This window comes from Fictibacillus terranigra (assembly GCF_030412265.1).
In the GTDB taxonomy this organism is placed as follows: Bacteria; Bacillota; Bacilli; order Bacillales; family Fictibacillaceae; genus Fictibacillus_C; species Fictibacillus_C terrinigri.
The window spans coordinates 49,268-72,888 of sequence record NZ_JAUHLN010000006.1 but is presented as its reverse complement, the minus strand read 5'-3'; the positions used below and the strand labels follow the sequence as shown (position 1 = coordinate 72,888).

General features: G+C 43.7%; 27 protein-coding genes, 1 tRNA gene, 1 pseudogene and 2 riboswitches. Of the genes and pseudogenes, 17 read left to right on the top strand and 12 right to left on the bottom strand.

Annotation, left to right across the window (positions count from 1 at the left end):
• The first annotated feature begins 9 nt into the window (after positions 1-9).
• The 4 genes and pseudogenes from QYF49_RS21795 (at position 10) to QYF49_RS21785 (ending at position 1,141) form a co-directional block, all read left to right on the top strand.
• A complete protein-coding gene (locus QYF49_RS21795; RefSeq protein ID WP_290401703.1) occupies positions 10-150 on the top strand; it encodes a hypothetical protein in 141 nt (46 codons plus the stop codon).
• A 148-nt stretch (positions 151-298) separates the two neighbouring features.
• Positions 299-535: pseudogene (locus QYF49_RS25910) on the top strand (GNAT family N-acetyltransferase); the annotation flags it as partial.
• Positions 536-549: 14 nt separating this feature from the next.
• Positions 550-717 carry a GNAT family N-acetyltransferase gene (locus tag QYF49_RS21790; RefSeq protein WP_290401702.1) on the top strand — a complete coding sequence of 56 codons (168 nt, stop codon included), beginning with the start codon at positions 550-552 and terminating at the stop codon, positions 715-717.
• A 151-nt stretch (positions 718-868) separates the two neighbouring features.
• Positions 869-1,141 (top strand): HPr family phosphocarrier protein, encoded by a 273-nt coding sequence (locus QYF49_RS21785; protein ID WP_290401701.1) that lies wholly within the window; start codon positions 869-871, stop codon positions 1,139-1,141.
• Between the two features lie 274 nt (positions 1,142-1,415).
• Here the strand turns inward: QYF49_RS21785 and QYF49_RS21780 are convergent, their stop codons facing one another.
• Positions 1,416-2,486, bottom strand: coding sequence for an undecaprenyldiphospho-muramoylpentapeptide beta-N-acetylglucosaminyltransferase (locus QYF49_RS21780; RefSeq protein ID WP_290401700.1), 1,071 nt, complete (start codon positions 2,484-2,486; stop codon positions 1,416-1,418).
• 125 nt (positions 2,487-2,611) lie between these two features.
• Positions 2,612-2,720, top strand: a riboswitch (SAM riboswitch).
• A gap of 98 nt (positions 2,721-2,818) precedes the next feature.
• A riboswitch (SAM riboswitch) is annotated at positions 2,819-2,926 on the top strand.
• Positions 2,927-3,039: 113 nt separating this feature from the next.
• On the opposite strand from QYF49_RS21780, the gene QYF49_RS21775 reads away from it, so the two are divergent.
• Positions 3,040-4,302, top strand: coding sequence for a homoserine dehydrogenase (locus QYF49_RS21775; protein ID WP_290401699.1), 1,263 nt, complete (start codon positions 3,040-3,042; stop codon positions 4,300-4,302).
• A gap of 128 nt (positions 4,303-4,430) precedes the next feature.
• Here QYF49_RS21775 and QYF49_RS21770 read toward each other — a convergent pair whose 3' ends face one another.
• Complete coding sequence (locus QYF49_RS21770) at positions 4,431-4,724, bottom strand: hypothetical protein (RefSeq protein WP_290401698.1); 294 nt, start codon at positions 4,722-4,724, stop codon at positions 4,431-4,433.
• A gap of 95 nt (positions 4,725-4,819) precedes the next feature.
• On the opposite strand from QYF49_RS21770, the gene QYF49_RS21765 reads away from it, so the two are divergent.
• A complete protein-coding gene (locus QYF49_RS21765; RefSeq protein WP_290401697.1) occupies positions 4,820-6,772 on the top strand; it encodes an endonuclease MutS2 in 1,953 nt (650 codons plus the stop codon).
• An 80-nt stretch (positions 6,773-6,852) separates the two neighbouring features.
• On the opposite strand, the gene QYF49_RS21760 is transcribed toward QYF49_RS21765, so the two are convergent.
• From QYF49_RS21760 to QYF49_RS21745, 4 genes are all read right to left on the bottom strand, one after another.
• The gene (locus QYF49_RS21760; RefSeq protein ID WP_290401931.1) at positions 6,853-7,059 is read right to left on the bottom strand and encodes a YjcZ family sporulation protein; all 207 of its coding nucleotides are present in this window, start codon (positions 7,057-7,059) and stop codon (positions 6,853-6,855) included.
• 188 nt (positions 7,060-7,247) lie between these two features.
• A complete protein-coding gene (locus QYF49_RS21755; RefSeq protein ID WP_290401696.1) occupies positions 7,248-7,733 on the bottom strand; it encodes a glutathione peroxidase in 486 nt (161 codons plus the stop codon).
• A gap of 164 nt (positions 7,734-7,897) precedes the next feature.
• Positions 7,898-9,067, bottom strand: coding sequence for an MFS transporter (locus tag QYF49_RS21750; protein WP_290401695.1), 1,170 nt, complete (start codon positions 9,065-9,067; stop codon positions 7,898-7,900).
• Between the two features lie 109 nt (positions 9,068-9,176).
• Entirely contained in the window at positions 9,177-10,079 is a 903-nt protein-coding gene (locus QYF49_RS21745; protein WP_290401694.1) for a DMT family transporter, read from the bottom strand.
• Positions 10,080-10,482: 403 nt separating this feature from the next.
• Between QYF49_RS21745 and QYF49_RS21740 the strand changes: the two genes are divergently transcribed.
• Positions 10,483-11,214: an MBL fold metallo-hydrolase gene (locus QYF49_RS21740; protein WP_290401930.1), complete on the top strand. Its 732-nt coding sequence runs from the start codon at positions 10,483-10,485 to the stop codon at positions 11,212-11,214.
• Between the two features lie 67 nt (positions 11,215-11,281).
• Here QYF49_RS21740 and QYF49_RS21735 read toward each other — a convergent pair whose 3' ends face one another.
• Positions 11,282-12,067, bottom strand: coding sequence for a hypothetical protein (locus QYF49_RS21735; RefSeq protein ID WP_290401693.1), 786 nt, complete (start codon positions 12,065-12,067; stop codon positions 11,282-11,284).
• 161 nt (positions 12,068-12,228) lie between these two features.
• Between QYF49_RS21735 and QYF49_RS21730 the strand changes: the two genes are divergently transcribed.
• Both QYF49_RS21730 and QYF49_RS21725 read left to right on the top strand, forming a co-directional pair.
• Positions 12,229-12,501, top strand: a complete 273-nt coding sequence (locus tag QYF49_RS21730) for a hypothetical protein (protein ID WP_290401692.1) — start codon at positions 12,229-12,231, stop codon at positions 12,499-12,501.
• A gap of 94 nt (positions 12,502-12,595) precedes the next feature.
• Positions 12,596-12,976 carry a hypothetical protein gene (locus QYF49_RS21725; RefSeq protein WP_290401691.1) on the top strand — a complete coding sequence of 127 codons (381 nt, stop codon included), beginning with the start codon at positions 12,596-12,598 and terminating at the stop codon, positions 12,974-12,976.
• An 86-nt stretch (positions 12,977-13,062) separates the two neighbouring features.
• Here the strand turns inward: QYF49_RS21725 and QYF49_RS21720 are convergent, their stop codons facing one another.
• The gene (locus QYF49_RS21720) at positions 13,063-13,434 is read right to left on the bottom strand and encodes a hypothetical protein (RefSeq protein ID WP_290401690.1); all 372 of its coding nucleotides are present in this window, start codon (positions 13,432-13,434) and stop codon (positions 13,063-13,065) included.
• A gap of 178 nt (positions 13,435-13,612) precedes the next feature.
• Between QYF49_RS21720 and QYF49_RS21715 the strand changes: the two genes are divergently transcribed.
• Together QYF49_RS21715 and QYF49_RS21710 are read left to right on the top strand one after the other, a co-directional pair.
• A complete protein-coding gene (locus QYF49_RS21715) occupies positions 13,613-14,170 on the top strand; it encodes an NADPH-dependent FMN reductase (RefSeq protein ID WP_290401689.1) in 558 nt (185 codons plus the stop codon).
• Between the two features lie 360 nt (positions 14,171-14,530).
• Positions 14,531-14,698, top strand: a complete 168-nt coding sequence (locus QYF49_RS21710; protein ID WP_290401688.1) for an aspartyl-phosphate phosphatase Spo0E family protein — start codon at positions 14,531-14,533, stop codon at positions 14,696-14,698.
• On the opposite strand, the gene QYF49_RS21705 is transcribed toward QYF49_RS21710, so the two are convergent.
• Complete coding sequence (locus QYF49_RS21705; protein WP_290401687.1) at positions 14,695-14,889, bottom strand: hypothetical protein; 195 nt, start codon at positions 14,887-14,889, stop codon at positions 14,695-14,697. The two genes, QYF49_RS21710 and QYF49_RS21705, sit on opposite strands and share 4 nt — an antisense overlap.
• A gap of 321 nt (positions 14,890-15,210) precedes the next feature.
• On the opposite strand from QYF49_RS21705, the gene QYF49_RS21700 reads away from it, so the two are divergent.
• Positions 15,211-15,336 (top strand): hypothetical protein, encoded by a 126-nt coding sequence (locus QYF49_RS21700; protein ID WP_290401686.1) that lies wholly within the window; start codon positions 15,211-15,213, stop codon positions 15,334-15,336.
• Between the two features lie 157 nt (positions 15,337-15,493).
• Here the strand turns inward: QYF49_RS21700 and QYF49_RS21695 are convergent, their stop codons facing one another.
• Positions 15,494-16,963 (bottom strand): aminoacyl-histidine dipeptidase, encoded by a 1,470-nt coding sequence (locus QYF49_RS21695; RefSeq protein ID WP_290401685.1) that lies wholly within the window; start codon positions 16,961-16,963, stop codon positions 15,494-15,496.
• 153 nt (positions 16,964-17,116) lie between these two features.
• Here QYF49_RS21695 and QYF49_RS21690 point away from each other — a divergent pair.
• A tRNA-Arg gene (locus QYF49_RS21690) sits at positions 17,117-17,192 on the top strand.
• A 257-nt stretch (positions 17,193-17,449) separates the two neighbouring features.
• On the opposite strand, the gene QYF49_RS21685 is transcribed toward QYF49_RS21690, so the two are convergent.
• Entirely contained in the window at positions 17,450-18,784 is a 1,335-nt protein-coding gene (locus QYF49_RS21685; protein WP_290401684.1) for a S8 family serine peptidase, read from the bottom strand.
• 254 nt (positions 18,785-19,038) lie between these two features.
• Here QYF49_RS21685 and QYF49_RS21680 point away from each other — a divergent pair, with 254 nt between their 5' ends.
• Positions 19,039-19,665: a MarC family protein gene (locus QYF49_RS21680; RefSeq protein ID WP_290401683.1), complete on the top strand. Its 627-nt coding sequence runs from the start codon at positions 19,039-19,041 to the stop codon at positions 19,663-19,665.
• Between the two features lie 369 nt (positions 19,666-20,034).
• A complete protein-coding gene (gene cyoE / locus QYF49_RS21675; protein WP_290401682.1) occupies positions 20,035-20,934 on the top strand; it encodes a heme o synthase in 900 nt (299 codons plus the stop codon).
• A gap of 63 nt (positions 20,935-20,997) precedes the next feature.
• Here cyoE and QYF49_RS21670 read toward each other — a convergent pair whose 3' ends face one another.
• Positions 20,998-21,651 (bottom strand): phosphatase PAP2 family protein, encoded by a 654-nt coding sequence (locus QYF49_RS21670; RefSeq protein WP_290401681.1) that lies wholly within the window; start codon positions 21,649-21,651, stop codon positions 20,998-21,000.
• A 171-nt stretch (positions 21,652-21,822) separates the two neighbouring features.
• Between QYF49_RS21670 and QYF49_RS21665 the strand changes: the two genes are divergently transcribed.
• Both QYF49_RS21665 and QYF49_RS21660 read left to right on the top strand, forming a co-directional pair.
• The gene (locus QYF49_RS21665) at positions 21,823-23,022 is read left to right on the top strand and encodes an ATP-grasp domain-containing protein (RefSeq protein WP_290401680.1); all 1,200 of its coding nucleotides are present in this window, start codon (positions 21,823-21,825) and stop codon (positions 23,020-23,022) included.
• Between the two features lie 133 nt (positions 23,023-23,155).
• Positions 23,156-23,599: a YflT domain-containing protein gene (locus QYF49_RS21660; RefSeq protein WP_290401679.1), complete on the top strand. Its 444-nt coding sequence runs from the start codon at positions 23,156-23,158 to the stop codon at positions 23,597-23,599.
• The last annotated feature ends 22 nt before the right edge of the window (positions 23,600-23,621 follow it).

The window sequence follows — 23,621 nt, the reverse complement described above, 5'->3', positions numbered from 1 at the left end:
GGTGCCGTTATGGCTAACAATGAAAAAATCCGCAAGCAAAACGCTGAACAGCGAAAAGGAAAAGCGGATATTCCAAAAGGAACGTTTGCTGATCCAATCGCCAATCAGGGAGACATTGCGGAAGCCAAAAACATGAAAGAGAACAAATAACAGGAAGGCGCACTCCATTACAGGGAGTGCGTTTTTTCTTTAATGAAAAATCATTGCAGGTTATGAAACTTAGATCAAAAAGGGGCAGACGTCGTGTTGGAATGGGACAAGAGCGGCCTGGAAAAAGCTTCGGACGAGCTTGAGATTCATGAACACCAATCCGTTTTACAATAAGCTGTTTTATGGTACAAGCAAAGTGACAATTGAACAGGTGGAAGAGGAGCTTAAAGATCTTGAGGGATCGCCGAGGACACGGTATTTGATTCATACAGGCGGCAGGAACGCAGCTATTCTTGAGTATCTGCTGCATAATCCGAAAGACCACAAACCTTGCCTCGGTTTTTTAATGGTACACAGCGCTTTTCAAAAACAGGGGCTAGCCAAGGAAATATATTTGGTTTGCGAAGAAGAGATGAAGAAGAACAAGAAAAAATGCCTGAGGTGGGGGTGCTTAGCGGGAATGTTCCGGCCCTTTCCTTTTGGTCCAAAATGGGTTTTGAAGAGATAGAAGTTAGAGAAGGCGGGGGAAAGCTTCTTCATATCCTTGAAAAATCCTTCATCGGTTAATCCCTTCTTTTTTCCTAAATTCATTCTTATTCACATAAAGGCGATTTCTGCCGCATATCCTCATTCGTGTGCACAAAAGCTAAACCTGCTTAACATGTGCTTAATGATTGTGGATTAAAATGTTAGGGGTAAAGAATAGGAGTGAAAGGCCATGAAGACATACTGCTTTTTGCAGGAAAAAATGAATTCAGCGACCATTAACAAGCTCGTTCATAAAGCGAATGAGTACGAGGAATGCCAGATCTATTTTGAATTTGATAACTGCCAGATGAACGCCAAAAGCATACTCAGCATGAGCAAGCTTCGCGGAATTGCCGGGCTATGCTGCATATCTGCGCAAGGCCTGGATAAACAGGACGCACTGGAGGGTTTGAGACAGATTTGTGCAGGGAGACATGGATCCCTCCATATAACGAATCGTTAAGATTTGAACATTAGAAAATCGAGTGGGATAGAAAAGGCGGGTCGAGGCGGAGATGCATTGGGAATTTACTTGATATAATAAGACAAATGGCCTTGTTCGCCATAAATTTTTCTTGGCCAATTTTTTTATTATCGATCTATTTACTCTCGACATATAACGACGGGTTTTGATCCAGGCATTTCAGAAATTTGTCCAAGCCCAAAATAAAAAAGCTTGCACCTAATCATAGGGCAAGCTTTTTCATTTCTCTTTTCCTCCGCCCAATCGGTTTAAGTTATCCTTTCGCTTCTTCTTTAATGATGGAAAACAGCTGATCCAATGCATTATTCAGCCGGCTTTTTTCCATTCGGCTGATGTAGGCTCCCTTCATCTCATCAAGCTTTTCGATACTGTCACAGAGAGAGTCAGCGGTCAGCTCCTCTTCAAAAAGTACCTTGCAGAATCCCTGCTTTTCAAAGGATTGGGCATTCTCGATCTGATCCCCGCGGCTGGCTTCTTTGGAAAGGGGGATAAGAAGCATTGGTTTTCTGAGTGATAAGAACTCAAAGATTGAATTTGATCCTGCTCTTGAAACAACAAAGTGAGTGGCCGCAAGGAGATCAGGAAGTTCATCTGTTACATACTCAAACTGAACATAGCCGTTTCTTCTGATTGAACCGTCCATCTGCCCTTTCCCGCATAGATGAACAATTTGATATCGGGGGAGCAGGGCATCCAGGCTTAATCGTACAGACTCGTTTATTTTTTTTGATCCGAGGCTCCCGCCCATAATCAGGATAACCGGCTTGCGGGGAGTAAAACCGCAAAAAGCCCTCCCATTTGCTGCGATCCCTTTATGCAGCTCTGTACGGATCACTGCACCCGCATATACTGCTCTACCGATTGGGAGCTGGTCAGCGGTTTCGGGAAAGGTTGTACATACCTTCTTTGCGAAGGGAAGTGATAGCCGGTTGGCAAGCCCTGGGCTAAGGTCGGATTCATGTGTCACAATAGGTACCTTGTTCATTCGGCTCCCGAGTATAACAGGTACAGAAACGAAACCGCCTTTTGAAAAGACTACATCTGGTTTTATTGTCTTAATGAGCCGGAATGCTTCAAAAGCCCCTTTCACGACACGGAACGGGTCTTTAAAATTGTTCCAATCGAAATAGCGTCTAAGCTTTCCGGTTGAGATACTGTAATAGCGCACCCCATCAATGGATTCTGTCAGCTGCTGTTCAATTCCGCCTTTAGATCCGATGTAGCTGACGTCCCAGCCTTCTGCCAGGAACAAGGGAATCAGCGCCAGGTTGACAGAGACATGCCCCGCTGAACCTCCACCGGTAAACACAATTTTCCTGCCCAAACGTTCCACCCCTTTTAGTTATGTATTTCTATCATACCAGAAGCATTTGCCGCTGAATCTTGAAATATCTGAATAATGGTTGACGCTATCCGTCCCGCCATGATAGAGTTAGAATAATTTAATGAAGCTTATCAAGAGCGGCGGAGGGAAAGGCCCGATGAAGCCCGGCAACCTTCAGGCATACGTCTGAAAAGGTGCCAAATCCTTCAAAGGTAAAACTTTGAGAGATAAGAGACGGAACGGGAACCTAAAGCTCTCTTATCTTTATGATAAGGGGGTTTTTTGTACTAAAAAATAAAGTGCTACATAACATGTTTCATTCTAATGAAATACTCTTATCCAGAGCGGCGGAGGGAAAGGCCCGATGAAGCCCGGCAACCTGCAGACACAGGTCTGAAAAGGTGCTACTACCTGCAGGAAAAGACCCTGGATGATAAGAGGAGGCCCGCTGCTGCAAACCTCTTCTTATGATGAGGTTTTTTCTTTTGCCTTCTGGCAGGTACTAATTATTCAGTCTTTTACTAAAAATTATAGATTACAGGGAGTGTTGACAATGAATGAAATTAAAATTGCATTGCTTGGATTGGGAACGGTTGGCACGGGTGTGTATTCATCCATTGTAGAAAGAAAAGGAGCTTTAGAAGAGTTGCTGGGAAAACGTCTGAGGCTGTCCAGTATATTAATTAAGGATCCTTCCAAATCGAGGCCAACCGTAGGAGGGGTGCGGGTGACATCAGATTTTGAGAAGGCGATCGGGGAAGAAGTGCCAGATGTGGTCATCGAGGCCATCGGGGGGATTGAGCCCGCCCGAACCTATATCATTCAATCACTTGAAGCAGGCTGCCACGTGATTTCTGCCAACAAGGATCTAATCGCCCGTCATGGAGAGGAATTATCTGAACGTGCATCGGAAAAAGGTGTGCGGTTTATCTATGAGGCAAGTGTAGGCGGCGGGATACCGATATTGAGAACATTGAGGGAGCTTTTAAGAATCAATCGGATTCAGCATGTGGAGGCCATTTTAAACGGGACGTCCAATTTCATTCTTTCACACATGAGAACGACCGGTTCTTCCTTTGAGGAAGCACTGAAACTGGCACAGCAAAAAGGATATGCAGAGCCGGATCCAACGAATGACGTTGAGGGCTTGGACGCCTTTTATAAGGCGATGGTGCTGAGCAAATGGATTTATGGCGTTCAGCCTTCCTGGGAAGAAGTGCAGGTTGAAGGGATTGGAAATGTGCTCCTTGAGGAGATTCAGCTGGCGGAGCAGATCGGACTTCGGCTGAAGCATCTCGTCCTTTTGAACGAAAGTCTGAATCTTGAAGTGAAGCCTGTATTTGTAGACAGTGATCACCCTTTATACGGAGTGGAAGGTGTCGATAATGCCGTCCGTATTCAGACCGATCTTCTCGGCTGTTTGACCTTGCAGGGGCCGGGAGCTGGGGCAGAAGCTACGACAAGTGCCATCGTGGAAGATTTCTTATCCATTTATGAAACAGGAGAAGCGTACAGAGATAAACCGGCAGTATCGGCAGTAACACAAAAGAAACAGGAACAAGGAGATCGTACCTACCTTCTAATCGGTGACAAAGCAGATTTTACAAAAGATAGGGTGGCATCGCTTGAAAAGCATGGTACCATTTTAGACCGGACTTCTCTCAGGTTTTCTCATGCTTCTCTTGCTGCTTTGCTTTATGATGGCACTCTGCCTTCAACACAGGATGATTTTATTCCGGTGAACAGTATCTATCCGGTCCGGCTTTCAAAAAGCAGCAGTGGAACAGAGAGAGAAAAAGTTCTTGTAGCCGAATAAAGATAGCCGTGGGGAGCCCTTTTACTCTCTGCGGATTTTTTTATGTCATCAGGTTGACAATGAAAAGTATTTTACATATGATGGGAGTAATAAAAGGAAGGGAGTTGTGTGGATGAGCGTTCACGTTCTTAACTAATCGAATTGGATAGCTGGAGCAAAAAGACCGTGTTTGAATCGGTTTGTACCTTTATGTCTTTTTGCGGCCACCAATAGTTAAGAACAGCGGTCAGCATACAACATTTCTCATTTTCGTGTGCGTATTTTGTGCACCGAACGATGCCGCGCTCTTTGGGCGTATTTTTTATGCTTTTTACAGCTGCCAAAGCATAGGGCGAGGCTGTACAGAGTGGCGCATCCTTCTCCGCGAAAATGATTAACAGGCAGAAATGGCGGCGGTCCATTTCTGCCTTTTTCATTGGCATGTTCTGGCCCTGTTCCCGGGAAGGAGGGACGGCAGGAACCAATCATAAAACATGGTGTAACGGTAATGTGTTAAAAAAAGAGGAGGCAACGACCATTGAACACCTTTACGAATAAAATGCTGGAATTCAATAAAATCAGAGAAATTCTGTCTGAGTATGCATTAAATGAACGTACCAAAAGAAAAATTCAGGAGCTTCTGCCTTCCGGAGAGCTGCCGGTTATTAAAGCTTGGCTGAGGGAAACAACAGAATCCGCGGCGGTTCTAAGAAAGTCAACCAGCGTTCCTATCGCGAACTTGAATGGAATCGAACATGTGATGTCGCTTCCGGATAAGGGTCTTCTCTTAAGCCCTGAACAGCTCCAGCTTATTTGCGGATTGGCAGAAAACGTAGAGCGCATGCAGCGCTATATGAAAGATAAAGAATTTATTGCACCTGCCGTATCGGCTTATGCGTATTCTCTTTTTCCGCTGAAAGATCTCATAACCGAGATCCAGCGCTGTATACGGAATGGAAGAGTGGATGACGGAGCCAGTAAGCCGCTTGAAAAGGTTAGAAAAAAAATGATTGCGTGTGAGGAAAAAATCAAATCCAAGCTCGAGCATATTTTAAAATCGCCGGCCTATCGGGATATGCTGCAGGAGCCGATGATTTCGATGAGAGAAGGCAGATACGCTATACCTGTAAAAAGTAAATTTAAGCGGAGCATGGATGGGCAAATCGTTGATTCATCTGCGAGCGGTTCCACCGTTTTTATTGAACCAAAAGAGGTCCGAAAGCTTCAGGCTGAGCTTCAGCTTCTGCAGTCAGAGGAAGATATCGAAACTGCGAGGGTGCTCGGCACATTAACGGGCCTGGTGGCAGGCTATAAAAAGGAGATCTCCGTTAATATCGAGGGTATGCTTCATTATGATTTTATCTTTGCCAAAGCTAAATACAGCCTTGCCATTAATGGAAGGGAAGTGTCGCTTAATCTTGAAAAACGGACCATCCTCCATGAGGGGCGGCATCCGATGCTCGGAAGCCAGGCTGTTCCGTTGAATATAAGACTCGGTAAAGACTTTGGAGCACTCATCATTACGGGTCCCAACACCGGAGGGAAAACGGTAGCTATAAAAACAGCAGGGCTGCTGACGCTGATGGTTCAGTCGGGGCTTCATATCCCTGCGGGAGAGGGAAGTGAGTTCGGAATCTATTCAGAGGTGCTGACAGATATCGGTGACCATCAGAACATTGAGCAGTCCTTAAGCACTTTTTCCGCTCATATGACAAACATCATCTCCATTCTTCAAAAGGCTGGGCCTGATACTCTTGTCATTCTCGATGAACTTGGAGCAGGAACCGATCCTGCTGAAGGAATGGGGCTGGCAATAGCGATCCTTGAAGATCTGTTTGAAAAAGGAGCTTCCATTCTGGCCACAACACACTATAGTGAAATAAAAGATTTTGCTTCTCTTACTCCCGGATTTGAAAATGCATCCATGGCGTTTGATCTTAAGTCCCTCCAGCCGCTATACGAGCTGAGGATCGGCGAAGCCGGCGAGAGTCAAGCATTTTCCATCGCGTGGAAGCTCGGCCTTGATCAGAAGCTGATCACAAGAGCCAGACAAATTACGAGTAAAGACGTTTCACGACAGGCAGAGGAGACTATTCTGCATGAAGATGCACAAAAGCAAATGGTGGAGAGAAGAAGAGAAGCAGAAGAAAAAAGGAGCCGGAAGATAAGCAGAAAGGAGGAGAAAATAAAAGAAAAACCGGATAACCGAACATTCGAAATCGGCGACCGCGTTTATGTTTCCAGCTTGAAAACCGCGGGCATCATCTGTTCTGAAGAAGATACCCGGGGAGAATACGTTGTCCTTGTGCAAGAGGAAAAAGTGAAGGTTCATAAGCATCGTCTAACCCTCCATATTTCAAGGAACGAATTATATCCTGAGAATTATGATATGGATATTGTCTTTGAAAGCAAGGAAAACCGGAAAAAAGACCGGATTTTGAGCAAAAGGCACGTTGATGGACTCGTGATCAACAGGGACGAAGAACAATAGGATTCGGTGTATTGCACCAAAAACAAATAAAAAGATCCGGGCACTTTCGCCTGGATCTTTTTGTTCTGATGCAAAGGTGATCAGCAGCTGCTGCTGGATTCACATCCGCCGCCATGGCTATGCCAGCAGGCACAGCCGATGATGATCAAGAGGATAAACAGTACGATAATAATCGCGAATCCTCTTCCGCCGCCGTAGCCGTAACCGCCACATCCTCCACCATACCCGTACCCGCCGTAAGAAGCAGTAATCGGAGCGTTAAGCGGAGCATTCAATGGTGCATTCATCGGTGCATTTGCAAACATTTAAAATTCCTCCTTCTAAATACTATTCCAACATCCTCGGTACAGTATATGAAGGATCCACCAGTCGGTCTGGACGAATGCCTTGAAGGCAAGCCTAAATCCTGAGCAATGAAAAAACACACGCTTTCTTTCTGGAACCTATTCCAGCGTGTGCGGATTGGAGAACATTTTTATTGCTGTGAGAGCAGTGATTCAATTTCTTTTTTCATATCCATTGGTGAGGTCTGAGGAGAATGCCGGGAGACAACGTTACCATAGCGGTCGACAAGGAACTTTGTAAAATTCCATTTGACCGCTTTTGAACCCAGTATGCCTGGTGCTTCTTTTGTCAGCCAGGCAAAGAGAGGATGAATGTTTTCGCCTTTAACATCAACCTTGGCAAACATAGGGAATTTTACACCGTAGTTTAATTCACAAAACTCCTGGATTTCTTCCTCGCTCCCAGGCTCCTGGCTTGCAAATTGGTTGCACGGAAAGCCGAGGATCTCAAGACCCTGTTCGCTGTATTGGTCGTAAAGCGATTGAAGCTCTTTGTATTGGGGAGTAAATCCGCATTTGCTCGCTGTGTTGGCAATGATTAAAACCTTGCCCTCGTATTCTCTTAGAGATTTTTCTTCACCCATGATCGTCTTTGCCCGATACTCATAAACAGACATTGTCAACCTCCTATTCTTTTAGTAACGGAGTTTATATCCTTAGTGTAGTGGGTTTTGTGAAGAAAGGAAAATAAAAAGCTTTTATTAGGCTTGCGGGCACCAAAAAGATGGCACCCCAAAAAAGGGCAGGGAGAATGTTTCTCCCTGCCCTTTTTTCTCTTCATTTATGCCGCCGGCGCTGAGGCTTTTGCCCGTACACTATAGAACTGGTAAAGGACAAGAGCAATGACTGACAGAATGATCCCTGAGATATACGGGAGTCCTGCTGCCAGTGAAAACAGCCAGCCTCCAAGCGGAGGGCCGATGATTCGTCCAAGTGAATCAAAGGATGACAAGAGTCCAGTTACACTGCCATGGCCAGATGTGGACGTTTTCGTCAGCAGCGCTGAAACACTCGGTCGGATGACACCATTTCCAATACCGAAAATGGAAAGGAAGATGGCTGCCGTCGTAAAGTTATGAACGAGCAGAATTAACCAGAACCCAACAGCAGAGATAACAATTCCTCCCTGAATGACTTTTCCTTCACCAAATTTCTTGGTCAGCCGGCCAACAAGTCCACCTTGGACAAGGGCTCCTGCAAAGCCCATAATCATAAAAATGTAGCCAAGGTGATTGGTATCCAGTCCTGCTTTTTTCGCTGCAAAATAAGCGAATGTCGCTTCAAGCCCCGATAACGAAAGGGAGATGAACAACTGGAGCACGAACAGAATGGAAACCGCTCCGGTAAAAGCTCTCCATCTTGACCCGGATTCAGACGGTCCGTTCGACCGAAGCCGTTCAGGCAGTGATTCCTTCAAAACGAAAAGAACGAGAAAGAAGGTAATAATCGATGATGCTCCTGCTAGCAAAAACGGTGTATTCAAGCTTGTTTTTGAAAAAACGCCGCCGATGGCAGGGCCAAAAATAAATCCAAGTCCGACCGCTGCCCCGATGATACCCATTCCTTTTCCCCGGTTTTCCGGAGTTGTAATGTCTGCCACATACGCCATCGTCGTAGGCATGTTTGCGGATGAGAGCAAGCCGCCGATAATACGTGCCGCAAATAGCATCCAGAGCTGGCTTGAGACAGCCATTAAAAAGAAAGATATAGCAAGTCCAGCGATTCCGATCAGCATCACCGGTTTCCGGCCGATGCGGTCCGATATTCTTCCCCAGATGGGGGCGAAAAGGAGCTGCATTAACGAATAAACAGCCATAAGCAAACCGAGCTGTGCCGGAGTGGCGCCTACTTTTTCTGCAAAAAAAGGAAGGACAGGAATAATGATTCCGAATCCAACCATAACTAAAAACATGACTAAGAATAAGATTGGCAGTGCTTTTTTATTTTCCAACCTTGAGTCCCCTCCCGATCAGATCACTATCTATGTATTTTTTTAAATCCATACAATGCATTAACTATATTACCGTACATCTTTTATCTATTTTTATCAACTTCAGCCTCTAGACGCTTTGGGAAAGGGATGAATCTTTCACATGGTTTGTTTTTAGAAAGACGTACAGACCTGTACAAACAAGAAAGCCACCAGCGGCCTGAAATATAGTGATATGTTCATTCAGCATGAAATAAGCGAGAATGCTCGCACCCACAGGTTCGCCAAGGATGTTGAAAGAAATGGTTTTTGCACTCACGTACTTCATCAGCCAGTTAAAGAGGACATGACCGAAAACGGTCGGAATAATGGCCAGCAAAAAGAATATTGTCCAGTCCTGTTTGGCATAGCCAACCATCGGAATGCCGGCTGCAAGATTATAACAGGCAAAAACAGAGATCGCAGATACAAAAACGGAAAGACTGTAAAAAAAAGAAGGGATTCGGCGTAAAAGATGCTGACCGATCAGCATATGTACTGCAACAGCAAGTGTGCCCAAAAGCGAAAGCACATCTCCAAGCAAATTTTCGGGAGAGATGCCGATGTCTCCCCAGCCGATGAACACTGCTCCGCAAATCGCAACGCCCATCCCTGCTAGCAAGGATGGTGACGTTTTTTCGTTAAATAAGAAAAAAGCCCCGATCAGGACAAAAACAGGCTGCAGAGCGAGTATGATCGTTGAACTCGCGACTGTGGTCAGCTTCAGTGATCCCATCCACAATAAAAAATGAAGGGCGAGAAACAGTCCAGACAAAAATAGGAGCAGGCACTGCCTGGAGGTTATTCGTTTTGCCTCCATCACATGCTTTGCAGAAAACGGAAGCATGAAAAGCACAGTAAAAAGCAGCCTGTACATCCCTTGAACAGAAACGGGAGCATCAGACAGCTTAACAAAAATAGAAGAAAAAGAAACGGCGATAACACCAACGATTAAAGGAATAAAAACAGGAACAGGGCATTTTAGTTTTTCCATAGAGGCCTCCTGTGCTCTCAATATGCCTATATGAAGTATACAGGATTTTTTATAAAAATCAGCCATTTTCTTACGGTTTTTCCCAAAGACAATGCCGTTTTATGCAAGGATAAATACTTTGCAGATGGAAAAACTGATGGAAGGATGAACGAAAGGAGATGAAAACCCCTGGATAAGAAACGGGATACCATAAACGAATTCGAGAAAAACAGGCGGGAGCAAGCCCAGAAGAAGAAAGATCAATATATGAAAAGTTTGAAACATGAACATCAAAACGAAGAGAAGGACTAACGGAAGAGGCGCTGAAGGCAGCCTCTTTTTTAGTCGTAATTTGGATACACTGTGATATATTTATGGCAAATAATACAAATCAAAAAATTTTTTAGGGAGGATCATACCGATGATAAAGGTCTCTAATGGGGTAGCCATGCTGGAGTTAAAGGTCAATGAAATCGCTTTTCATCCCACACTCGTATGGGATGATGAGAGTGCTATTTTAATTGATGCCGGAGTGCCTGGACAGCTTGAAGCATTTCAATCTGAAATGACTGAAGCGGGTGTTCCGTTCAGCAATTTGAAAGCAGTCATTTTGACTCATCAGGATATTGACCATATCGGAAGCCTTCCTGAACTTCAGGAAGCTGCCGGCCATTCATTGGAAGTCTTTGCTCATGAGAACGATCAGCCATATATAGAAGGTAGACTTCCGCTGATTAAGACGGACCGCAGCCAACTGACAGATGAAGAGTGGGAATCCCTTCCTCCCCTTGCTAAAGCATTCTATGAAATACCCTCCCCGGTTTCAAAGGTTCATCATACTCTGAAAGATGGGCAGACCATTCCGCTTGCAGGCGGCATGAAGGTTATTTTTACTCCGGGGCATACACCGGGACATATCAGCCTCTATCTGCAGCAGAGTAAAGTACTCGTTGCTGGAGACGCGATGTTCAGCGTCAATGGAACCTTGCATGGACCTCATGAAGAAACGACGCCGGATTTGAGGGAAGCTGAACAGTCAATAACAAAATATAGCGCTTATGATATTCATAAAGTCATATGTTACCATGATGGTTTGTCCACCCGTGACGTGAAAGAACAGCTTATGCAACTCGTTTTGACAGCTGACAAAAAATGAAAAAAACTAAGAACCAGCAAGAGAAAGATATTTGAATATATCTTTTCTCGCTGGTCTTTTTAAGGCTTCATTGGGCTTTATGAACGCTGCTGCTAACAAGCTCCCAGCGTGTATAGCGGAATTTCCAGATGGAATCGGCAAAAGCTACTGAATCGGCATTGGCAATCCCAGATATCCTTTGGACCCCCCGCAGTTCAAAAACACCATCCCCGTTAATATCAACGGGAGTGAGCATACTGAATTTATTAGCCGATACCTTGATGGGTTTAACAAGGGTACCATTCTTATATACCTCAGAGGTATCATATTTTTCTTTGCGTTCTTTTAAATTAATGGAAGTAATTTTTCCTGTATTCTTGACTAAGATTTTCGCGTGGTAGCCGTCAGTAAATCTTCCGCTGATCCCTAATGAAGAAGGAACTGGAATTTCAAACACATGATTATTCTTGGCAGATACCAGGTGGAAGACAGAGGTTCCGCCTCGACCGCCTGTCTCAGCTGAAATGTACGTTTCTGGAATATGGTCCCCGTTAAAATCAAAGAATTGGATGTGCGGATGATAGCCTCCATCATTTAAATTTAGTGTAGTGAACCGATGAGTTGCTGAGTCCTGAAGAATCATGAACAGATTTTCAGAGTATATATTCTCCTGTTTTTCCTTTTGGCCCATTAACGTTACAACATCAGGGCGCCTGTCACCTGTTACATCCATTTTTCGCTGAGAAAGCACATAGATGGATGAGCCGCTTTTATTTTCATTATTTTCCTGATCGAGCGGGTTGGCAAGTGTCGGCGTACCGGCGGTAATGAGTAAAATGAGGAAAAGAAGCATGTTGAAAAAAATAGATTTCACGAATTCTGCCTCCCTTATATCCTGATTATGGTTAATATGCCGAAATTTCCTTCACTTCATACACCTGACTTTTGAATTAATTTTTTGTAAATTAAATGAAATGTATTTAATGGGTTATCTTCTCATTAATCAGGGTATAAATTCGTAAGGAGGGTTCGAAAATGAGACAAACAATGAGTATGAAACCTTGGATATTAGTGGGTTTAGGCACATCGGCGGCGGCTGTATGGTTATCTTCCAAACCTAATAGAATACGCACCAAACTAGCATTTAAAAATATCAAAAGAAAAATTAAACCTGACTATACAGAAAGGACGAAGGTGCTCCCTGTCGAAAAAGGCGGCCATCCTGATCCGAGTGACTATGAAGACTCAAAAATGGTATCGGAAGGTTCAGCTTATGGCGTTCATTATTTCAATGAGAAAAAACAGTAAGTAGGACAAACCTACTGTTTTATGTAATTCCATTAAGTTTACCTCGCACGTATGTTATTATGTTGAAATAACATACGTGCGAGGTGATTTCGTTATGAAGGCAAAAACTATCCTTTTAACGGTATTCCTTTTAATGGTGACCAGCACTGTTTATGCGGCCAGCTCGCTTCAGGTCAGGTCGAATGGTGGAGATAAGTCCTCGTCCTCTGTGTCGTTTGACGACACCTACGCGACCATTTCGATCAAGAAGACCACGGGAAGCGGGAAGCTGAAGCTGGAGCTTTGGCAAAAGCATTTATTTTTTAAGGATGAAAGAGTCGGCCAGACACCTTGGATCACAGAAAAGGGTGTAGGCTATCAAAAGGTAATCAATCTCGCAGAATCAGGAGACTATTACCTTAAAGTGGTCGACTCAGGCAATGCTGGAGGAAATGGAATCGGCGTGAACTATAAGGCGACATCGTTTCTGCAATAATTGCTAAAAAGGCAGGGAGCTCCTCCCTGCCTTTTTGCGTTTTTTCTTTCCAAAAAAGAGAATACATCACTGTATCCCCCAGTTTTTCAATATTGTTGATCTCTCTCGCCCGGGAAAAACTTTTCACCCAGTTCCCATGATTCTACCATTTGGTAAGCCTCTTGCTGCGGGAAGCCACTTCCATAAAGATAAGCCATGGCAGCCACCTCCCGCAAAGCATGCTCATAGGAGGTTTTCGGAGCCTCAGCCAATCCCCGTTGGACAAACCACTCGACGGATGTCAAAGTCGATAATTTCAGGGGATTATTGTATGGGGTATAGTAATCTTTGGTACCTGGAGCTGCACCTGGATAACCAGGACCTGGACCGTCCCATCCTTGAGGCCCAGGAAACTCGGCAGGTCCTGGAAAGGGTGCCGGTCCCAGATAAGGATAAGGAGGATATGGATAAGGTAGCACGTTCGATTCACCTCGCGTTTAAGTAGCCTTGTGACAATCTAGTGTATGCAGACGCCTAATATCCTGTGCAGAAGAAACTTTGTTTCCCCCTTAAGAACAGAATATTTAACCTATTGTAAAATTTAAGTATAATATAAAATGGAAAGACTATAAGGAAACATAAAGGAAGGTATTAAACATGAAAATTCTTGTGATGAACGGCAGCCCTACCGCTGAATCAAGAACTAGAGGCATTGCCGAGTATGCAGCAAACGTCCTGAATGAAAAAGGCATAGAAGTTTCCTTTTTCGACGCCGGTAAAGACCGTCTTCCATTATTTACGGGAGATATGGCAGAGCGGGAAGACGAAGCCGTTCGCAGTTTGAGTAAAGCAGCCGATGAAGCGGAAGGTTTTTTTATTTGTACACCGGAATACCATAATGGAATGAGCGGAGCATTAAAAAATGCGCTCGATTTTTTAAGCGGCAGCCATTTTAAGAACAAGCCCGTTGCCATCTCCGCCGCAGCCGGAGGAGGCAAAGGCGGAATCAACGCATTGAACAACTTGCGAACAGTAATGCGAGGTTTGTATAGCCTTGTACTGCCGGACCAATTTGTCGCTGATCCCCTTCATTTCAATGAAGAACGCGAACTTTCAGAAGAGCTTGCTGCTTTACGAGTATCTGCACTGGCCGATCAGCTTATTGAATTAACAAAGACCGTGGCCGCCAATAAACAAAATTTAACGGAAGAATAAAAAAGAAAACATTCTGCCCACGGCAGAATGTTTTTTTTCTTGAATCTCATGAAGTGATGTCTAGCTTCAGCTTTTCATTTAAACCAGTTTATAATCTCGAAATACCACATGCCGGCAAGGAAAATAAACCCGAGGGACAAGACGATAATTTTGATGTATTTCAAAGGGATTCTCCTGTCTTTTTTTCAATAGTATGACCAAAAGACAAGTGATCACTCAGCTGTTCAAGGGGAAGTTTGTATTGTTTTGTAACATTATCACTTCTTTTGTTGAATCCCTTCTCAAACTTCAAATTTTTATAGATAATATCACTTGTGTATCTGATAATGTTGGAAATGATAGAAAAGGAGAGCATTGTGCGTGAGTAATGTAGAGTATCGCCAAAAGTGGTTATTAGAATCGATTGGAGCAAAAAAAGAAGAGTTGATCAGACTGGCATTTCTAAGAGGATTTACAAGTCATGAGACAGTGCAGTGCAGCCAGGAGCTTGATGGCTTGCTGAATGAGTACCAACGAAATGCTTGCTAGTTCAAGGAAACTAACTGCTTTGTCAGAAGATCGACCCGTGTCAGAATGGCGCGTTTGATCAACAGAGGGTAATCATTTTGAAACTCACTGAGAAGACCGCGAATCTCGGTGATCAAGTCCAGTTCGTTTTCACGAATGACATCTTTGCTCACTTGCTCAGGGAAGTCAATGACATTATTTTTTATCATCATAACACCTCCGCGTAACTTACTTCTTCATGAATGTAATATTCCATAAAAAATGAAACACTCCTGCACAAAATTGTAAATGATTTGAAATACAGCCGGTCGTACTTTATAAAAAAGCCGGAGATCCTTCTTTTATAAAGACAGAGAGGCTTTTTGATCGCTGTGATTTAGATAAGCAAAACTTTTTTTGTTTTTCATCATTTATGGGAAAATACCGGTATGTTCATAATCTAAGAAGGGACTAAAGATGGCTGAACATCTGCAAGACACAACAACGTTACATAATGGCGTTAAATGGGAAATGAATACCAAAAGGGAAGGGGAATGATGGACTTACTCCATCATGCAAGCCATCGCCCTTGGGCATTGCCGAAAAGACCATGGATCATGTCTCAGACGCGGAAAAACCTGCTGTTTGCAGATGGTTTAGGGACAACAACCATCATTTAAAATGGCTTCTGCAAAAAGCAGAGGCGGAATTCTTTGAAGAGAATTCTGCCCGTTCTAATGGAATTATCTTGCCTGACACAGCGCCAACTCTCCATTATTCCAAGCGACCGGACGTGTTGGTATGAGCTTGGAACAGTGCGGTAGTTAAAGGTGCAGACTATCTGTAGAAATCATTCATTTCTTTTAATGCAGCAACCAGGTAATCCCACGTCCGAATGGTGGAAGAAACACTGACATGCTCTTCAGGCGTATGCACATCAAACATGTCAGGTCCGAGAGAAATAGCATCAATGTGCGGAAGTTTTTCAATGAAAATCCCACATTCCAGACCTGCATGAATGGCTGCGATCTCAGGAGAAGTCCCGTAAAGTTTTTGGTATACTTTTTCAAACAGCCGGCGGACTTTGGAATCTGGCAGATACGGCCATTCCGGATAATCAGCCTCCGTAGAGAAGCGGGACTCCGTAAGCTGCGCAATCAGTTCGACCTGTCTGACCGTGTGCTGCTTCAGGCTTTTCACCGAGCTTCTAATTTCGCTGACAAAACGTATTTCTTTGCTGTCACTTGTGACAACACCAAGATTAGTAGAACTCTCCGTCAGACCTTGAATCTCCTGGCTCATGGACTGAACACCATTTGGAATCAGCAAAAGAGATGTGATTACGTTTTGAGTGGTTCTGGCAGAATAAACCTTATCCGGAACATGATCGGTTTCTTCTACAGTAACTGATATCCCAGGATCAGCGGTGCGAAGTTCGCTTTTAAGGATTTGTGCCCAGTCGGACACCAGTTTTGGCAGATCCATTGATGATTTTTCATGGACATAGATTACAGCCTCAGCTTCCCGTGGAATTGCATTGGATTTCAACCCTCCATTAATGGCGTATAGGTGGAGAGGGTACTGCACAGATAGATCATGAAGAATTCTGCCTAGCAGCTTAATCGCGTTGCCTCTTCCTTTTTGAATGGACATTCCAGAATGCCCCCCGAAAAGCCCGTTCAACTGGATGCTGTAGCCTTTAAGGTCTTTTTGAGCCGTTTCCCACTGAATGGGAAGTGCTTGAGTGGCAGTGATGCCGCCTGCACTGCTGACCAATAATTTACCTTCTTCCTCAGAATCAAGATTGATAAAGACCTCACCGGAAAAAAGTTCAGGATTGGCCTCCAGCGCCCCTTTCATAGTGGTTTCCTCTTCCGTAGTGATAATGATTTCAAGTGCAGGATGAGGAACATCGTTTGAATCAAGAATGGCAAGGGCATAAGCAACAGCAATCCCGTTATCTGCTCCGAGTGTCGTATTGCACGCATAGAGCATGTCTTCCTTTAACTGCAAGGAGATGGGATCGTGTTCAAAATCATGGGCCGTTCCTTTGTTCTTTTCACATACCATATCCATATGCCCTTGCAGAATGACGGCAGGGACATGCTCATAGCCTTTTGAGGCAGGTTTTTTAATAAAAATGTTAAGGGCATCATCCTGAACCCCTTCAAGTCCTTTTTCTTGTGCAAAACGCAGGAGGTAATCACTGATTTCTCTTTCGTTGCCAGATCCGCGGGGAATGGCGGAAATTTCGGCAAAATAATGGAACACCGGGTGCTTTTTTACATCTTCGAGTGTAGTAGGCATACTCTTTTCATCCTTTTCATGAAATTTTGTACATGAACGTAAGTATAATTCAAGAGTAGAGAAAGAGGATGAAATTATCAACCTGCCGTAAACAAAAGGCTTTTCAAAAGGCGGGGAATTTTGTATAATACAATTTGTTGCACGATAAATACTGGCTCCGTAGCTCAGTGGATAGAGCGTCGGTTTCCTAAACCGTGCGTCGCAGGTTCGATTCCTGCCGGGGCCGCCACTTACTAAAATGACTTGGGCTCATCCCGATTAATTACATTAACCTAAGAACACGTCTCCTTCCGTTTTCTTGTCTATCGGCAAGCATATGAAAGGAGGCGTTTTATTTTGTCAGTGACAGCCGTTAAGCGAAATCAATGATTTATATAAATGCTGGACCAATCTGATTCAATCGTGTTATGAAAAAACAGCCCTAAAAGGGCTGTTTACCTCAAAACAATAATAATAATATTTTCACGATGTCCCTATACGTCCAACCTATTGTTTGGCTGCCTTCACTGCTTCATAAGCGTTAACGTACCCCGCACCTGCCTCATGTTCTTCATACCCTGGCATCGGATCTGCTGTAGACTGCAACAGCTGCAGAACACGGTCTGGTTGAAGTGAGGGATTGGCTTCGAGCATGAGTGCGGCTACTCCTGAAATGTGAGGTGCTGCCATGCTCGTTCCGCTTGCCGTTGTGTAAAACGGTATATGTTCAGGTGCGATGTAGGCTGCGTCTTTTTGGATGCCGAGCAAATTCATAACTGCGCCTGTGCTTGATTTTGTAGAGACAATGTCTACACCGGGAGCAGTGATGTCAGGATGCAATAAGGAATCTCCTTTGACGCCTCTTGAGGAAAAGTCAGCTAGTTGTTTGTCCTTAGTTCCAGCTGCTACTGAAATAACCCAAGGGGCAACAGAATAAGGATTGATAGTATTTTCACCCGGACCTTCGTTTCCTGCAGCAAAAGATATGACCATTCCAGCATCGTGTGCTCTTTTGCTAGCAACGTTGATCGGGTCTTTTGCAGAATAGGTTCCAGTGGTTCCCCAGCTGTTGCTGATTACATCAATTCCATATTTTTGCTGGTTTTGGAGGGCATAATCAAAAGCTTCTAGCGCCCAGAGGACGGAAATGGCTTCTCCAGTACCTAAACCTACAAGCTTGGCATCCGGAGCAATTCCTCTATACAAACCATCGCTTTGAGTACCGCTGCCGGCAATTGTGCCAGCTACATGAGTACCGTGTCCGGAGGTTGTATCGGTATTTGGTATATTTTCTGCATATAGCGTTTTTAAAGGTTCAAACAGGCTGCTCCCCGTTAAAAACTTCACATTTTGCACTACTTTATCGCCCATCGGGAGATCCTTATGAGTTGCATCAATTCCTGAATCAATAACGGCAACGGTTGTATCTTTGCCCGTAAATCCTAGTTCATTCCACACCTTTTCAGCTCCGATTAAACCTCGGCTGTCTTTTAATTTGTATTCCAATTTTTTGTTATAGTAAATGGATTCTGCCCCCAGGTTTGCATTCAATAACGAGTTTATGACAGCTTTCGTTCCTTTCACTGCTACCATAGGAAGCTTATTGAACGTTTTCGTCTGCAACCCTAAATCCTTCAATTGGGTCAATTGAGACATTTCAGGCATTTCACTGTAAGTGATCACACCTTCTACTTGAGCTGAGTCTGAAACCTTATTTAGCACCTGTTTTAATGCTGGATCCACGTCTAAAGTGGAGGCGCTGGCTTTCTCTGGAGTTTTAAAGTTCGCTGTTATTGTACTGATCAACATCAACACCGCAAAAATGGACAAAATCCGCTTCATTTTAATCCCCCTTCGAATTTTCTGACTATTCAAATAAAAGTATAAAGGACAAGAGTGGCCGTGCCTATGAACCAAAAGGACGATTTGACACTATACGTCTTAATACGACTTTTATCTTAATGGAGATTTACTTTGTGGTACTAATGAAGTGTGAAAGGTTAGACCTTACCCCTGATTTCAGTCATTTTTCCGCTTATGAACTACTGCTTATTGGGAAATAAATAGACAGACTGATAAAGAAAGGAGTACATGATTTGCTGACTTTAATCCTCAAGCTTACGGTTTCATTTTTTGCCGTCATGAATCCCATCGGTAATATTCCAATATTCATATCTCTTACCAGCGGATATTCTCGTAAAGAAAAACACCGCACCGCAAGAAAAGCAGCTATTATTTCATTTATCATTCTTACGGTCTTTCTTCTTTTAGGGAATCTGATTTTTTCGTTCTTCGGGATCACGATCCATGCCTTTCGAGTGGCGGGAGGGATATTAATCTTTGGAATCGCTTATAACCTGCTCCATGCAAAAACATCAAAAGCGCAAAGCCTTCATCACCAGGAACAAAAGGAGGCTGAATTAAAGGACGATATATCCATAACACCTCTTGCGCTGCCGATCATTGCAGGCCCTGGCACCATAGCAAGTGTGATGGCGCATACTTCTTCCCATTCTCTTAAAAATCTAGGGAGTGTCTTTATAAGCTATACCCTTGTACTGGCAGCCACCTTTATCTTCTTTTATTACTCTGCCTCTATTATTGCAAAGCTTGGAGAGAATGGTTTGAATGTCATTTCCCGCCTAATGGGGCTTATACTTGCAGTCATGGCGATCCAAATGATCGCAGAAGGCGCCTATGGATTATTTCTGCACTTGAAATAAACAAGGGAGCATAGAAGGCTCGATCAAAGCGAATGTTAAACAAAAATATTTTTATTACTTGATGCAAAAATATTTACAGGACTTACCTCCACATGGTAATTTAATATAATGTGTGAGTTAAGAGATACTCCATCTTGAATAAGGAAAAAAGTTAAAAATCAATCGGGGACAAAGTGGGGACGAGTCGGGGACAATTGCAATTTGATGTCCCAAGGGATGGCTGCACGCAGCTGTCTTTTTTTATGTCTGACGAGATTTGAACGATTATTGAACAGTATAAGAACATAATGTGACATTTATCACAAACTAGTGTTAGGTCTGTTAAAATAGAGACATAATATATGATAGATATGAAAAGATGGTGATTTTATGGGTGAAAATGCTGCTCCAAGCATTTTAAAAGACTATATACAAATAACAAAGCCGGGTATTATCTTTTCTAACCTCCTAGGTACAATTGCTGGCTTTTGCATCGGTGCGAGGAACCTCTCTTCAAGCCTCAGCTTATGGGAGCTTTTCTTCTGGACCGTTTTCGGAACGGTTTTTGTCATCGGTTCGTCGGCCATCGTGAATAATGTTTACGATGCGGATATCGATAAATACATGGAACGGACAAAGAACCGGCCGATTACCAATGGAAGAATACCAAAACGGAACGCGATCTTAATGTCGATTATTCTTATCGTAATCGGTGAGGCTATTTTAGGTTTCATGGTGAACCCCCTTGCTGCACTTATTGGGTTCATCGGCTTCATTTTCTATGGTTTTGTTTATACGATGTCCAAAAGGGTAACAGTGGTTAATACAGAAATCGGATGTATTTCAGGTGCTACACCGCCGATTATCGGTTATACAGCCGTAACTGGTAACTTTGATCTGATTGCGCTGCTTTTATTTGTGTTCATGTTCGCATGGCAGCCGCCGCACTTCTTCGCTCTTGCAATGAAACGGGCGGAAGAGTACCAGAGCGTAAATGTTCCGATGCTGCCGAACAAAGTGGGCTTTAAGCAAACGAAGGTTCATATTTTAATCTATACTGTATTCGCGGTAGCAGCTTCCCTTCTCTTGTACTTCTTTAATGTACTGGGAGTCTGGTATTTAATCGTAGCGGGTATTTTAGGAGCGGTTTTCCTTTACCGTGCGATGCAGTCCTTTAAATACAAAGAAAAAGAAACGGAAATTGCGTGGTCTGCCCGAATGTTTAAATTCTCCATTATGTATCTAACGCTCATGTTTGTAACCATGATGTTTGCTCCAATTTTCAGCTGATTGCTAAAGTATAAATTAAACCCCATTGAAAAGGTGCCAGGCACCATCTCAGCTGGGGTTTTTTTAATGGCTGATTTCTTTCGTTGTTGAGGGAATTGGCTTTGATTTTATGAAAGGTGACCAATTTCTCTCGGCGACAAAACACAGTATTTCTGCCAATAGGATGGCAGCCAGCACGTCGAGGACAACATGCTGTTTAACCATAAGAGTGGAAACGATAATGATCACGGATAAGCAAGTAATCACGCTCCTGTTCCAGATTGTCGAGAACGGCGCCCTTCGAATCAAACGAATCAGCAGGTAGCTGGAAAAGCAGTGGATGCTTGGAAAACAATTATAAGGGGCATCCATCGCGTAGACCCAGTTTACAAGAGATCCCAAAAATGAAGAACCAGAAACGAAAGGGCGAGGAACGGTAGTCTGAAATACGTTGTAAACGGTATAGCAGATCAGCAGGCCTGCAATGTATACAAAGAGTGTCTTGAAGTACGTTTTCTTATCTTTGAAATAAAAATAAATCAAGGTTCCGTAAATATATAAAGTCCACAATAGGTAAGGGATAATAAAAACAGCTGAGAATGGTACATGCCTGTCAACAGCTGTTGATAGGATATGCACTTCGCTTCCCGGGTGGTTGACCCAATCATACATCAAGGAGCAGATCGGCAATAATCCTAAAGAAAGCAGCGGGTAAAGATTTTGCAGCGTTTTTTTCATAATTTCCTCCATGGCAGCTAACTTCTTTTGCCATTTCCCTAGTATACATCAGATGAAACAGAAAAGTGTAAATGGCGAAATTCGTTGGCTAAATGATAAGGCTGCTGGTTTAAGGGAAAGCTAAAAAAGGTATTTATCCTGTAATCCAGGCATGTTCAGGAGGTACAATCCATGCAGATAAGCAAACCAGCAATTGTTCCGCGTTTTACATTTTCTGAAATTTACGGTCCTGGTCTCATTTTTAATCCAAGGCCATCGTTCGCACACAATAAGTGGATCCCTGATTGTCCAGTAAAGCTTGATCTTCTGACGGGAAGCCAGTTTGCAGTATTGGGAAGCATGCCCGTGATCTGCAGCAGGGCAGTAACCACGCAAAAGGCGACAGAGCTTTATGAACGAGCAGGCCTCCAGCTGCGTTTTCCGGTTCATGAATATTCGACGAAAGAGGATTACCGCAGGATTTTCGGCCGTTTAGAAAACGAGCGGAAGAAGATGGTAGTTCAGCATATTCACCCAGAGGAAGAAATGTCATCAGAGAATTATTGGATTGATCCGGGGCTCGTTCAGTACTTAAACAACAAAGCGAATTTAGAAGAGCTGGTTCCTCCCGGGCACGCTCCGAAAAGAAAATCAACAACGTCTGCGGAGCTGGATGATCAATTAGCAGACTTTCCTTTTCCTTGTGTTGTGAAAGCCGCAACCAATGAGGCAAATGCTGCAGGGTTCGATGTATTCATTTGCAGAAACAAGGAGGACATAAAGAAGGCAGCTGATTTCTTTGCTTCCTGTGAAGGGATTGTCATTGAAGAATACTTGGAAATTGAACAAAATTATTGCGTTCAATTCGCATGTACGGCGGATGAACGTCTTCTTTATCTTGGCAGTGCGGTACAAAATATAACGAATGACGGAAAATATGAAGGAAACTGGGTCGATAAAGAGTCAGAGCCCGGTGATGAGGTAGTTAAGATCGGCAGAAGAATTATGGAAGAAGGCTGTAAACGGGGTTATAAAGGAATTGCTGGGTTTGATATTGCCGTTACGCCTGATGGAAGAAAGATTGCTTTTGATCTGAATTTCAGAGTGAACGGTTCCACTTCGGCCCTGCTTCTTAGAGACAGCATAGAAGAGCATCTGGGGCAAAAGGTCATTAAATACGTATCCTGGAAATCCATCGGTGGCATAGAGCCTCTCTACGATTGTGTGAAACGAGGAATAGAAGATGGCTACTTCATTCCGCTGTCCATCTATGATGGAAATGAAAGCCCATATGAAGATGCCGATACCCTTATACAAGGGCTTGTTCTTGGAGACTCTCGCGAAGAAGCCGAGCAAAAGGAATCGATTTTTCAGCGGGCAGGCCTTTCCTAACGGTAAAATCCATTTACAGCTCCCCCTCCGTTTTTTGAGGGGAGTTTTTTCATAACTATCCTGCCTGTTTACAGACACAGGGTCGGGGTAAATACTAATTATAAATGAGTCATTTATTAGGAGGCAAATACATATGAGCAAAATGGTGATTGGAGTTTATGAAACAGAACGAGAAGCCATTAACAGTATACAATCCCTTGTGGAACAAGGATACAGCGCAAAGGATATTTCCATCCTTGCTAAAGATGACGGAAAGATGGATCGGGTTTCCGATAAAACGAATGTTACAGAAGAACATTTGGATGAAGATGTAAATGAAGCTGCTTACGGTACAATTGCAGGTTTTCTGAGCGGTATTGGCGGTGCCATCGCGGTACCGGGCCTTGGTGTTCCAGGTATAGGCCCGCTGCTTGCTGCCGGTCCATTTGCGTCCATGTTCGGTGAAGACTCGGAGGACGACCTTAAAGAACTTTTGATGTCATTGGACCTCTCTGAACGAACCGCTGAACGCTATGTGCAAAAAGTCGAGCATGGAAGTATCATGGTGTTTTTAGAAAAAGAAGCGGTAAAACTATAGCGAGGGTTCCAGTAACAGAAAG

Coding starts and splice junctions, on each gene's coding strand:
- QYF49_RS21775 (WP_290401699.1), top strand. CDS start 3,040: ATGAATGAAATTAAAATTGCATTGCTTGGATTGGGAACGGTTGGCACG.
- QYF49_RS21755 (WP_290401696.1), bottom strand. CDS start 7,733: ATGTCTGTTTATGAGTATCGGGCAAAGACGATCATGGGTGAAGAAAAA.
- QYF49_RS21770 (WP_290401698.1), bottom strand. CDS start 4,724: ATGCCAATGAAAAAGGCAGAAATGGACCGCCGCCATTTCTGCCTGTTA.
- QYF49_RS21665 (WP_290401680.1), top strand. CDS start 21,823: ATGCAGATAAGCAAACCAGCAATTGTTCCGCGTTTTACATTTTCTGAA.
- QYF49_RS21785 (WP_290401701.1), top strand. CDS start 869: ATGAAGACATACTGCTTTTTGCAGGAAAAAATGAATTCAGCGACCATT.
- cyoE (WP_290401682.1), top strand. CDS start 20,035: ATGGGTGAAAATGCTGCTCCAAGCATTTTAAAAGACTATATACAAATA.
- QYF49_RS21795 (WP_290401703.1), top strand. CDS start 10: ATGGCTAACAATGAAAAAATCCGCAAGCAAAACGCTGAACAGCGAAAA.
- QYF49_RS21725 (WP_290401691.1), top strand. CDS start 12,596: ATGAAGGCAAAAACTATCCTTTTAACGGTATTCCTTTTAATGGTGACC.
- QYF49_RS21660 (WP_290401679.1), top strand. CDS start 23,156: ATGAGCAAAATGGTGATTGGAGTTTATGAAACAGAACGAGAAGCCATT.
- QYF49_RS21670 (WP_290401681.1), bottom strand. CDS start 21,651: ATGAAAAAAACGCTGCAAAATCTTTACCCGCTGCTTTCTTTAGGATTA.
- QYF49_RS21705 (WP_290401687.1), bottom strand. CDS start 14,889: ATGATGATAAAAAATAATGTCATTGACTTCCCTGAGCAAGTGAGCAAA.
- QYF49_RS21695 (WP_290401685.1), bottom strand. CDS start 16,963: ATGCCTACTACACTCGAAGATGTAAAAAAGCACCCGGTGTTCCATTAT.
- QYF49_RS21760 (WP_290401931.1), bottom strand. CDS start 7,059: ATGAATGCACCATTGAATGCTCCGCTTAACGCTCCGATTACTGCTTCT.
- QYF49_RS21685 (WP_290401684.1), bottom strand. CDS start 18,784: ATGAAGCGGATTTTGTCCATTTTTGCGGTGTTGATGTTGATCAGTACA.
- QYF49_RS21700 (WP_290401686.1), top strand. CDS start 15,211: ATGATGGACTTACTCCATCATGCAAGCCATCGCCCTTGGGCATTGCCG.
- QYF49_RS21715 (WP_290401689.1), top strand. CDS start 13,613: ATGAAAATTCTTGTGATGAACGGCAGCCCTACCGCTGAATCAAGAACT.
- QYF49_RS21730 (WP_290401692.1), top strand. CDS start 12,229: ATGAGACAAACAATGAGTATGAAACCTTGGATATTAGTGGGTTTAGGC.
- QYF49_RS21745 (WP_290401694.1), bottom strand. CDS start 10,079: ATGGAAAAACTAAAATGCCCTGTTCCTGTTTTTATTCCTTTAATCGTT.